This window comes from Desulfoplanes sp. (assembly GCF_054921335.1).
Genome location: NZ_JBUDSQ010000006.1, coordinates 63029 through 74869, shown reverse-complemented (window position 1 = coordinate 74869; position 11841 = coordinate 63029). Strand labels below are relative to the sequence as shown.

Here is an 11841-nt window from a genome sequence, read left to right as displayed (position 1 = left end):
AATCCTTTAAGCTGAAACGTATGTATCTGAAGCTTTAAACCGTACGGTGTACTAGATCAACATCCCCACCATAGCCCCTGTCATACAGGTTGCCAGAGTTCCCGAGACAATGGATCGCAGTCCCAGCTCGGCCACTTCCCGTCTCCGCTCCGGGATCATGGCCCCGAGGCCGCCCACCATGATGCCCAGGCTGCCGAAGTTGGCGAAGCCGCACATGGCGTAGGTCATGATGATGGCGCTGCGTTCGGACAGGGCCCCCTGGGGAAGTCCGGCCAGTTTGAGGTAGGCCAGGAGTTCGTTCAGGACCATTTTGACGCCCATGAGTTGTCCGGCCGTTGCCGCTTCGGACCAGGGGATGCCGATGAGCCAGACCACGGGTGCCATGATGGTTCCCAGGATGCGTTCCAGGGTTATGGGTTCTCTCTGGATTACTGGGAGGATGGACAGGATTTCGTTGGCCAGGGAAACCAGGGCCACCAGGACGATGAGCATGGCCGTGACCTGGATGAACACCTGCACCCCTTCGGCCGTGCCCGAGGCAATGGCGTCCATGGTGTTTTTTGCGGTCTGGTCGGGTACCCAGGTTTTTCTGGTGCTGTAGCGGGTCTCGGTTTCCGGGACCATGAGGCGGGCGATGAGGATGGATGCGGGTACGCTGATGATGGAGGCTGTCAGGATATGACCGATGGCGTCGGGGATGACTTTCTGGATGAAGGTGGCGTACAACACCAGAACCGTGCCCGCGATGGTGGCCATGCCCGAGGTCATCAGGGCGAAGAGCTCACTGCGGGTCATGCCCTGCAGGTAGGGTTTGATGATGAGCGGGGCCGAGACCATGCCCACGAAAATGTTGACGGCCGTGCCCACGCCCAGGGCCCCGCCGATACCCATAGTCCGTTGCAGGACCCGGGAAAACAGGCTCACGACGAAGGGGAGAATCCGCCAGTAGAAGAGGACGGCCGACAGGGCGCTGATGACGAGGATGAGCGGCAATGACTGGGTGGCCAGGATGAAGGAACCGCCCGGGATGGTTTCGGCAAAGGGCAGGGAGCCGCCGCCCAGATAGCCGAACACAAAGCTGGTTCCGGCCCTGGTGGCTCCGCTCAGGGCGTCGGTGGCCCTGTTCAGTCCAATAAAAATCCCCTTGAACAAGGGGATTTTTATGAACATCAGGGCGATGACGAATTGCAGACACAAACCGCCGGCAATGGTCCGCAGGTCAACGATTTTCTTGTTTTCGCTCAGGGCCCAGGCAATGGCCATGAGCATGGTCAGGCCGAAAAGGCCGTGCAGTATGTGCAGAAACATGGAGCGGGTCTCATTTCCAGAAGATTTTTCCGTAGGCCAGGTATTTAACAACCAATTCCACGAGAATGAAGACGACCGGGACCGTGATGCCTCCGGTCAGAAAGCCTTTCCAGAAACCGGGTAAACTGAACCAGTCCATGGCATTTTTCCTTGTTTGGGTTGGGCGGATGTCCTTGGGCGCTATGGGCACGCTTGTTTTTTAGAAGGAGGAATATCCGCGCCGCACCGGGAACAGCGAACGGTCCGGCATTTCTTGTCCGCAGGCACGATCTGACGGTGGCCGCATTTGGGACAGGTGCGTTTGAGGCCCCTGAGGGCCCCGATTATCGACGATATGAAAAACGGATTCATAGCCGTTTCCTTGCCCGCTTGGGGCATGGACGTTGTTGCAACCGTCCGGGTTTGCCGCATCAGGGCTTGAGAAAACGTTTTCCCAGATTGAAACCCTGACCCAGATAGTCCCCGATTCCGTAATAGGCCCTGCTGCCCGGGGCGAAGACAAAGGGATCCACTTTGGCCATATCCGGCATGCCCTTGTCGTCGAGCACGGCTGGATCGGCCTTGATGTCCATAATTTCACCCACGAACTGGGTATGCACGCCGAGTTCATGCACAGCTACCACGGCGCATTCCACGATCAGGGGAAATTCAGCGATATACGGGGCATCGACCATCTCGCCTTTGACCGGTGTCATGCCGGTTTTTTCAAATTTGTTCGCATCCTTCCCCGATGCCATGCCAAAATAATCGACAATGGCCGCCTGTCCAGATGACCCGATATTCACGGTGAACGCCCCGCGCTCCATGATCCCTGCAAAGCTGTGCCGCTGTGGTTGGATAGATACGGTCAGGCAGGGGGGCTTGGAGCAGCAGACTCCGCACCAGGCCGCGGTCATGACGTTGGGAGTGCCGTCGGGGGCATAGCTGCCAATGGCCCACACGGGAGCGGGTTGGGCCAATATTTTGGGACCGAGCGATGTCTTCATGGAATTCTCCTTGTTCCATCTTTTGTTGCGTGCAAGGGTGTAAAGCTATTGTGGTTATCCCGTGTTTTCAAGGGAAAAAATTGATTCGGGATGTGTAGCAATTTCCGGTAAAATAGCCATAAAAGCAATTATCTCGGGTAGATTTGTGGGGCCGATTCGCGAGCCGCCTGTTTTTCCGAGCCCCGGGAGGCGAGAAAAAACAATGGGTTGGGCATGGGTCCTATTGGACCGGAACATCCTGCGGGATGTGAGAGAGTCATTTTTTATTCGTTCTTTATTGACATAATAGTGAGGGGTTTGTATAGATCTCCGCAAACGAAGTAAAACCTGTTTGTATGTTTTTTTAAGCTTGGATTTCAGATAGTTGCCAGCTAATTATAGTGTCAATCCATCTTCGAAGAACTATCGTATCTTTTTTTTAAATGGTTGTAAGGGGATCATTGGGAAGATTGTGCGTCATATTTCGGTCGTACCCGTCTTGGACTTGTGATATACATCTGGAGTGAACGTTCAGCTCAAGGAGGACTTGCATGTCTGGAAAAGGTGATCAGGTTTCTCGTAGGAATTTTTTGTCAGGGACAGGGGCGTTGCTTGTCGGTGCTGCAGCCGGTGCCGTGGGCCACGGGTTTATCGAGCCGGCCCGGGCTGCGGTTTCGGATGGGGCGAAGTGGCCCTGGCCTTATACGCCCCTGAACGTTGAAACGGTCCGCAAGAAAGGACACCAGGGGTACTACATCAATTCCTGTTCCCAGGGAGCCTTTTATGCGTTGGTCACCGAATTGCGCAAGGAGGTCGGAGCGCCGTACACGTATCTTCCGGTAGAATTGATGGCCTACGGAAAGTCCGGTGTGGCCGGGTGGTGTACTCTATGCGGGGCGTTGAACGGGGCTTGCGCGGCCATCTCTCTGACCTGCAAGGACTACAAAAAATTGACCGGGGAACTCATGGCTTGGTTCACCCAGACGCCGTTCCCAAGTGATATCAGCAACAAATACGCCAGTTGTCATGAATTCTTGGTAGATACGTACAAGAGTGATGCGATACTTCCCCAAACAGTGTCTGGATCGCCCCTATGCCATGTCAACGTGAGTAAATGGTGTAAGGAGCACGGGTTTGCCTCGGGCTCCCACGAGCGTAGTGAGCGGTGTGCCCGGATCAGCGGCGACGTCGCGGCCAAGGCGGTCGAGTTGCTCAATGACTACCATCTCGGAAAATTTACGCCCATGTACGATGTCTCTCAGACCACTCAGACCTGCCGAGCCTGTCACAAGAAGGGCAAGGATTTCGAAAAGGGCAACTGGACCCGGGGCAAAATGGATTGCGCCGGCTGTCATATCGAGGGCGATGTGGCATTGATCAGCCCGGCCCATCCTGATTGATCCATGCCTGGCCGTTGACCGGCCACTGTTTTTGTCCCTGACCAGAAATACAACAAGCGGGGCCGTTTCCTGTCCGGGAACGGCCCCGCTTGTTGTGCAAGGGGAGAAGGAGGTTGGGGATTGTAATTATTCAGGTGTATTTTCCAAAAACGAGGATTCTGGATTGAAGAAACCATAAACGGTGAGCATGCAAATCTCCAATTTTTGGACTCCATTTATTGCTAAAATTTGTTGGTCCACACTCGAATTGTTGTTGGATTTCGAGTTGTTGCTGCGCTAATATCCCGGCAACGGAACAGTTGCCGGGGGACTCAGTTTTCCAGTCCCGAAAGATCCATATCCTGGATGTTCTGGCCGATAAAGACCAGAAATCGATCCGGACCGATATCGTCGGGAGCGGGTTCAATGGAGTACACCCCCGGAGAGTATTGGAAGACCACTGGACCGGGTTCTTCATCCAGTTCGATGACTCCTTTGGCCCGCAGAAGGTCTGGACGGATCTTCCGGAAGGATTCCAGCAGGGTTCCTGTTGGGAGGGGGGAGGAAAATTCCATAAGTCTGGTGCCGATATGGTCCGTCAGGTGGGTACCGTTCACGTTGGGAAGAAAATGGGCCCGTGTCAGCTGTGGGGTCATTTTATGCAGGTTGATCCCGTATAGGCGGGTGGCTCGAATATTTCCGTGGGTTGTCTTGTGTACGGCAGTCGTGGGATTGAGGCCGATGATTCCATCCATCAGCTCTGACAGGCACTCTTCTCCCACAAGGTCACACTTGTTGAGCAGGATGGTATCGGCCAAACGGATCTGGCTCCTGGCCACTTCAAAATCCCGCAGGGACAGGAGTCCCCCTGCGGCATCCACTACCGTTGTGATGGACGCGAAAGTGAGGATGTCTTCCAGATCGTCCACTTCCTGGAGCAGGTTTGCCGGATTGGCCAACCCCGTGGTTTCCAGAACAATGAAGTCGGGATCGAATCGGTCCAGAATATCCTGCACCGCCGCTCGGAGATTTCCTGCCAGTGTGCAGCACACACACCCCTCGTCCATCTCGGTGACCGCATAATTGTTCCCCAGGATTTTTCCATCCAGTCCCTTTTCTCCGATCTCATTCTGGACCACGGCCACAAAGGCGTTGGCCCCTGTCTGTTCTTCAATGAATCTGTCCAGAAAACTGGTTTTCCCCGATCCCAAGAAGCCGGTGAGGACGATCAGTCTTGGCTTTGGTCCATTGCCCTGGTCGCTCGCATGCAGGGCGCCGGGATTGTCCGTGCTTGCCGCCTGCCACCATGGTTCATGAGCATATTTTTCCGGGAGGGGGGCTGGCTGGTGCCACACCAAGGAACAAGGATTGTTGTGGCTTACGTCTGCTATCGGTTCCTCCGGTGTCCCGAATCCCAGAGTCAGGTGGGTGACCAGACACTCCCGGGAGGGTTTTTCCACCACGTTTTTGTCCTGGTCATACATGGTTTCGAATCCGGCCATGTAGTGTTCGCACAGGAAATCCGGCCCTGCTTTTTGGGTGTAGCCAAAGGATGAAGCCAGGACCCTGAAAAAGGACATGGCCGTCTCTAGGGCGGGCAGGTCCTGGTCCTCTCCACCGGGCCTGACGAGGCATTGTTCCCCCTGTTCTGTGGGGACGAAGATCCCGTCATGGGCAATGGTCCGTATTCGATGGGCAGATTCCAGGGAGAGCATTCGTCCCATCGTTTGGGGGTCCAGGCGGATGTGTATCCTGCCGATGGCAAAAAGATCGGGCAGGGGGTCTTCCAGGCAGAATTGACGGACCCTGGCCAGGAAGTCCTCGCGGACGGCCTGGACACCGGCCTGCAGTGAAAAATACTCGAGCAAGGGCTCTTCCGGGTCTGGGAAATAGCAAAGGGAGAAGGTGGCCCCGCTCTGCCCTTTTTCCAAGAGTTCGATCCCGTAGACCCCGGCCATGTCCCTGATTTTTGCGGTCATGGCCAGACGGGAAAGATCCGGTTGGACGATTTCCTGAACGCCCCGCCAGCCCAGTTGATGCCGGGTAGTCGGGGTGAAATTGGAACGGATCATCACCGCACGCAGGAGTTCGGCCGAACCGCGTCCCGTGTCCTTGCAGGCACTCGGCGGGATGAGATGGTGGAGGTCGGTTGTCATGGTCATTGCTCGTTGGGGGGAACACAGGGGGATTCGGTGTGCAGTGTGCGGATCGGAATATGCCGTTGTCCCGTCCTTGGTCCGGGCCTCCCCGGATTGGGGGGTGCCGTGGGGGGCTCTGCCATATCCTTGTCCTTCAAGACCCCCTTCTTCCGTCGTGGAAGAGGGGAATTGCGGAAAATGTTGTTCCAGTGGTGACAATGTTTTTCAGGATGCGGCACCGGGAACTATGTGGGCGGGCAGGGACTTCCGTATAACGGAAGTCCCTGCCCGCTGGAGGATGGATGGACTAGCCGAACTGGATGGTGTCACCGTTGCCCAGGTAGGCCCGGTCCTGGGAACGGAACCTGGCCGTCCCCTTGATGACCGGGTACCCGGCGTCGATGAACTTCTTGGCGCAGAGCACGCCGGTGCAATGGTTGCAACCGATGCGCTTGAATCCGTAATTGCCCAGGGAGATGACCAGGTCGTCGTACTTGGGATCCCAGTCGTCAAAGGGGGAGATGTGCAGGCCGCCGTAGATCCCGTACAGCTGGTCGTTCTCGTAGGCGATCTCCTTGTACGCGGTCTCGGCAAAGCGGATGATTCCCTGGTGGCAGCAGCCAGTCACCGAGACCAGTCCCTGGTCCTTGACGTTGAAGTACAGGGACTGTTCCCCGTAGACCCGGCAGATGATGGGTACGGGAAAGACGTAGCTGGCCATGCCCGGAATATGCTTGCACAGGCCGTTTTTGACCTCCACGACCTTGCCCCGGTGGCCTGAGTCCTTGATGTACTGTTTGCCCTCGGGATAGAATCCCTCGGGGATGTAGATGGTGATTTCGGGATCGTATTTCAGGGTGACCGGAAGTCCCCAGTAGTGGTCAAAGTGTTCATGGGAGATGAACAGTCCTTCGATCTCCTTGTTGGCCAGCATCTTGTCGATGCCCTCGCGCTTGAAGCACTTGTGGGTCCACTCATAGGACCAGCCGGTATCCAGAAGGAATTTTTGTTTCTTGCCGTCCATCTGTTCCACTTCCAGCAGGGCTGCGTAGCCGCCGGCGTTTTCCGGGTTCACGGCATTGGCCTTGGCGATCTCCCAGGCCTCATCCACCCGGTTGGGCAAAAGGTGCTTGATCTTGGCGATACCCTCTTCATAAGTGCCCTTGCCCAGCCCCTTGCCGTTGCCGAAGGGGGGCCAGTTGTAGTCATACTGGTTGACCAGGAGACCGCCGGCGCCCTTGATGTCGCCCACGAGGTCGCCGTTATTGAACCAGCTGGTTTCCGAGATATTGGTCACCTTGACGGATTTGCAGACCCCGATGTCCTCGAGCTTGCGTTCGGTCTTGGCAAAATGGTTTTTGCGTATAGGGGAATAGGAATAGAGTCCCATGGCCCCAAGGACACCGACTCCCACACCGGTCGCCGCTCCCTTGAGGAAATCGCGTCGCTTCATATCGTTTGACATAGTTGCTCCTCTATTGTTGCGGTTATTTGGCCGGAATGATGTTGAGGGCCTGGTAGATAGCCGGCAGTCCCCATACGGTCACGAAATAGAACAGGATCCCGCAGGCAACACCCGTACCCAGACCAACGCCGAATTTGGGGGTGAACCGGACCGCCTCGAGCTGTTCCGCATGGGCCTTGTGGTCGGCCGCGATTTCTTTTTCCGTCTTGGGAACCATCTTCCATGCCGGCCAGTTGTCCATGAACCAGTGGTGGACCAGCCAGATGTTGATCAGCCAGATCATGGGGATCATGGGGAACTGCTGTGGGTGGGAGAACCCTTTCTGGGTTCCCAGGAAGAGGTGGGACGTCCGGTAGTAGAGGATGTACAGACCGGCGGCACCGGCGATGCAGATGGCCGTCCTGATGAACACGTTGATGGGCATGCTGTATTTCTTGGGCCAGTTGCCGCAGTAGAAGGACAGGAACAGGGCCGGGACCAGGAAGAAGATGGCCATCTCGCCCACGTGTAGCCAACGCCAGTCCGGAGCAAAGGCGCGACGGGTTCCGCGGATGGCTTCACCCCAGGTGAGTTCCTGGGCAAAGTACAGGAAGAAATGCATGCACAGGGCGATGACGATGATCCCGAAAAAGGCGGTCAGTCGACGGGCCCAGTCATTTTTGATCAGGTTGAAGGGATAGCGTTCCCAGATGGTTTCCACCAGCCAGACGACCACGGTACAGCACATGATCCAGGCAACATGGAAGTTGCCGGACACGGTGTTGGCGAAGTCCTGCCAGTAGGGGGGAGCGATGGACGTGAAGTACTGCCATGGGTGGTAGAGAATCCCCATGTGTGAGTGCATGGTCACGAAATAGACGATGGTCGATAGGAAAAAGGTTGCGATGAGGATGGAAAATCCCTTGGCCGGCTGTTTGAGACCCTGCCAGGGGGCGTTTTCCATGGCCACGACCCAGGCCGGTGAGAGCCAGGAGGCGATGGCCGCAAACATCAGGATGGCCAGCGATGCGTATTCCACGGCAAAGAAGCTTGTCACCCCATCGAGTTTTTCCAATTGATCCGGATTGAAATAGGCCAGGCCATAGTTGCCTAAGATGCCTTCGAAAAATCCCTTGATCAGCACGAGCATGATGACCACTGAAATGGTCGTGAGCAACGCTCCCTTGATCAGTGGGTGGGTCTTGTTCAGCCAGGTCCGTTTGAATGGCCAGAAGTTGAAGATGTACACCATCCAGATGAGCATGATCAGCCACCATCGGCAGTACATATAGCCGACATACGGGGTGTACATGCGCATGAGCCCGCGGGGATCTTGGAAGATCCACCAGGTTCCGTAGAAAACCGCCAGGGTCAGCAGTAAACTGACCAGCGCGGGCGCAGGGCCGGCCCATCGCTTGACAAGTTTTCTTTCCTCAAGATAATTTTCGCCATACCTCTCCATAAATCCTCCTTGCATGGGTTGGGGTTTGTGGTCTGGCTACCCTGGGCGGGGCGTGTCGCGGCCAAACGTTACGTCCCGTCCATATCCATAGATGTATATCAAAAAAGTCGTTCGACCTTTTTTCCTTTGCCGGAAATACTCTTCCGGAACACCCCTTCGTTTTCCGGGTATGCTACCTTCCTGGATACCTCGCGCCGGTTGTCAATGGCCACACAATCCCGGGGATCCGAGGCTGTCTTGGTTAACCGGCAGATAGGAGCTTTGCCGAGCGCCCCCCCCATTGTCGTTGTCTCCAGCCGATTTTGGTCTCAGCCCGCAGCGGCCTGCATTTCCGCTTCCAGGGCCCGGGCGATGGCGTCCTTGTCGGCGGGGTCGAGTCCCAGACGTTCGGCTTCCATGGCCAGCAGCTCTGGTGACAGATCCGCCACGATGTTCGATACCTGCGTGGGGGTGGATGGGCGCTCGGCTTCTGGGAAGGATTCCTCAACTATTCCGTGTAATCCCTGAATGGCCTTTTTCAGGCCGCCCCGGAAAAAGGCGCGTCTACCGGCATCGTGTCCCTTCATGAGATTTCCCCCGTGCATAGGACCGTGGAGATATTTTCCCAAATGGACAGCTCCTCCCGGCATTCCATGATTCTGCAGATGTTCAAGATATGTTCTTGGGTGACGCGGACGATGTCCGTTAGGTTTTTGTCCCGCAACGCCTGAAGGATGTTCACATGGCCGGCGAAGACATCGTCCCGGATCCTGCGGTCCGTGTTGAAAAAATGGTCGGTCAGGTCCGGATCGATGTGCATCATCTGTTCGACCTGTTTGACCAGGAATGGATTGGAGGTGGCCATGGCGATGATCCGGAAAAAACGGGTGATCTCCGCCCATACCCGTTCATGGTTGTGTGCGTACATGCCCTGGCTCAGGGTGATGTTGCATATCTGGAGTTCCTTGATCTGGGCCTGGGTAATGGTCTGCATCCCCTTTTCCACGATGATCGGCAGGAAGAGAAACGCGGCCTCCAGTTGCTCGGCCACTGTCTGGTGGGGGGTTGTAGATTGCCCGGAGAGGGTTCCGGCCAGCCTGGTGCGCAGATAGGTCCCGCTCCCGGGTTTGATGGTCACCAACCCCTGGGCTTCGAGTGAGCGTAGCAGCCCCCTGAGTGTGTTCCGGCTTATACGCATCCGTTCGGCCAGATCCCGTTCGGCAGGCAATCGGTCACCGGTTTTGAGATTGTTCTCGAGGACCACAAGCTCGAGTTCTTTGAGAAGAATTTCCCGATTTTCCACGCAGCACCTTGGAAGTATGTTTTCCTTGTTTTGGTAAACCAATATTGCTAAATCATATCTTGATGCAATAAAAAAACGAAGACAACGACAAAATTACACCAAAAAAACAAAAATAGTAATCCAAATCCCATTTTGGTAGAACCAAAATGGGATTATGTCGTTTGAAATATGGGGAAGGGGGGAGGGAAGAATATGTGAAAAACTTCCCACGCATGCATATGCCGGCCCCTCGGGAAATAGGACGGGGCCAAGGAATGGAGCAGGAAACGGAGCCGTCCGGCGGTGCGGGGCTCAATCCCTGAGGGATCTGCGCCAGGCCTTGATGGCCCCGTTCAGGGGGATGAAGAGGTCGTCGAAATCTTCGGATGTGGAGCCGGTGAAGGTCCCGGGAGTCCGGGAACAGAGGATGAGGACGGTGCGCAGGGCCTTGCGGCTGTGGAAGGGGCGGGCAAAATAGGAGCGGATGCCCTGGGGGACGAACAGGGCCCAATCAATCGGTTTGATGCTCTCCTGGGTGTCGTCCACGGTCAGGTGCCCGAGACTGAAGTGGTTGATATCCTCGGCAATGGTTCCCTTGTAAGCGAATTGGGCCCCCTGCTCGAGTTCCAATGGTGGGGTTCCGGCGGCATAGACGTAGACCTTGTTCTTTTTGACATGCACGTCGGAAAACATGACCGCATCGAACCGTCCGGCGACCAGAGGGGAGAAAAGGGCCGTATCCAGGATGGTCCCGATGTCCCTGGGACCCTGCTCCAGGCATGTCGTGAGATCATGGCGCAGTGAGCGGTCACTGGAGAGCACGGGGTGCCGGCGCGGGGGGGACATGAGCTGGGGATTGATGAAGGAGATGCGCAGCAGGGAGCGGTTGCCGTAGACCAGATAGCGTACTATGGTCTCGGCAGTGAAGATCCGGCGTTTGCTCTGTTGGTAGAAATCGAGTTTTCCCGACCATTTTCTGTCCAGGGGGATCTGGTCGAGCATGGTCGACACGGCAGTGCGCATGGATTCACGGTAGAGTTCATCCAGGCCCATTTTTTCCAGGTCTTCCTTGCTCGTGCCGAACAGATCGCACGCGGCAATGTTGGCGTGGAGGACCGAGCGGGTCTCAACGTCCAGGAGCAGGGTCGGCTTGTCGGCATCGTCGACTAAAAGCTGCAGGTTGATGTCCTTGTCCACGATGCTCTTGATCATTTCCACGGTGTCGGTGATGTTCAGCAGAAAACCGTAATAGTAGCGGGGATCCCAGGTATTGGTCGCCCCGGTCAATTTGAGCCACAGGGTTCGGTGGTCTTCGGTACGGACCCGGAAGACCGTGGCCGCGGTCTTGCCCTGTTTGACCGATTCCATGAACGAGGTGATCAGGTACTCGTCCTCGGGGACAACGACATCCTGCCGGTAGCGGATATTCTTGAGCAGCAACTTGCCGTCCAGCCCTTTGGAGATGATGTAGTTGTTGTTCAAAAACTCGATACGGGATTTGGCGATCTCGATCCTCCAGAGCAGGGCTGGGAAGTCGTTGACAAAACTCAGGAGGTCTTCAACGGACATATCCGCCGTGGCCAGGCCGGTGGGAAAGTTGTTCGGGTCGTGTTCGTTCATGGAAGGGAAAGGTTCCGTGGCTAGTCAAGGGTCTGTTTCGGGAAGAGCCGGTGTCAAGCAAGAGGGCATGGCTGACCTAATAGGAGCAAATAACTCTGTGCCCCCAGCACGTCAATCTATGTCTGCACATACGGCAAGGTGCTATGCTTGCCCTTGCCCGAAGATGGGATTACGGGAGCCGAGCGGAAAATTTCGGGTTCTAAACCAAAACCAGTTTGGAATGCTGGGTTTTCATCGAACCTCTGACCCAAGCGACGATCCGTA

10 protein-coding genes are annotated in these 11841 nt (G+C 56.0%); 1 reads left to right on the top strand and 9 read right to left on the bottom strand.

What is annotated here, in order from left to right:
• Positions 1-51: 51 nt before the first annotated feature.
• From ACY692_RS02745 to ACY692_RS02735, 3 genes are all read right to left on the bottom strand, one after another.
• Complete coding sequence (locus ACY692_RS02745) at positions 52-1308, bottom strand: NupC/NupG family nucleoside CNT transporter (RefSeq protein ID WP_462323800.1); 1257 nt, start codon at positions 1306-1308, stop codon at positions 52-54.
• Positions 1309-1318: 10 nt separating this feature from the next.
• Positions 1319-1447, bottom strand: a complete 129-nt coding sequence (locus tag ACY692_RS02740) for a hypothetical protein (protein WP_462323799.1) — start codon at positions 1445-1447, stop codon at positions 1319-1321.
• 271 nt (positions 1448-1718) lie between these two features.
• Positions 1719-2294 carry a flavin reductase family protein gene (locus tag ACY692_RS02735; RefSeq protein ID WP_462323798.1) on the bottom strand — a complete coding sequence of 192 codons (576 nt, stop codon included), beginning with the start codon at positions 2292-2294 and terminating at the stop codon, positions 1719-1721.
• Between the two features lie 530 nt (positions 2295-2824).
• On the opposite strand from ACY692_RS02735, the gene ACY692_RS02730 reads away from it, so the two are divergent.
• Positions 2825-3673, top strand: a complete 849-nt coding sequence (locus ACY692_RS02730; protein WP_462323797.1) for a C-GCAxxG-C-C family protein — start codon at positions 2825-2827, stop codon at positions 3671-3673.
• A 311-nt stretch (positions 3674-3984) separates the two neighbouring features.
• Here the strand turns inward: ACY692_RS02730 and ACY692_RS02725 are convergent, their stop codons facing one another.
• The 6 genes from ACY692_RS02725 to ACY692_RS02700 form a co-directional block, all read right to left on the bottom strand.
• A complete protein-coding gene (locus tag ACY692_RS02725) occupies positions 3985-5808 on the bottom strand; it encodes a CobW family GTP-binding protein (protein WP_462323796.1) in 1824 nt (607 codons plus the stop codon).
• Between the two features lie 289 nt (positions 5809-6097).
• Positions 6098-7255: an MBL fold metallo-hydrolase gene (locus tag ACY692_RS02720; RefSeq protein ID WP_462323795.1), complete on the bottom strand. Its 1158-nt coding sequence runs from the start codon at positions 7253-7255 to the stop codon at positions 6098-6100.
• 22 nt (positions 7256-7277) lie between these two features.
• The gene (locus ACY692_RS02715) at positions 7278-8696 is read right to left on the bottom strand and encodes a hypothetical protein (protein WP_462323794.1); all 1419 of its coding nucleotides are present in this window, start codon (positions 8694-8696) and stop codon (positions 7278-7280) included.
• Between the two features lie 308 nt (positions 8697-9004).
• The gene (locus ACY692_RS02710) at positions 9005-9262 is read right to left on the bottom strand and encodes a hypothetical protein (protein ID WP_462323793.1); all 258 of its coding nucleotides are present in this window, start codon (positions 9260-9262) and stop codon (positions 9005-9007) included.
• Entirely contained in the window at positions 9259-9978 is a 720-nt protein-coding gene (locus tag ACY692_RS02705; protein ID WP_462323792.1) for a FadR/GntR family transcriptional regulator, read from the bottom strand. Before ACY692_RS02705 ends, ACY692_RS02710 begins: the two co-directional genes overlap by 4 nt.
• Positions 9979-10269: 291 nt before the next feature.
• Complete coding sequence (locus ACY692_RS02700) at positions 10270-11577, bottom strand: PAS domain-containing protein (protein WP_462323791.1); 1308 nt, start codon at positions 11575-11577, stop codon at positions 10270-10272.
• Between the last annotated feature and the right edge of the window lie 264 nt (positions 11578-11841).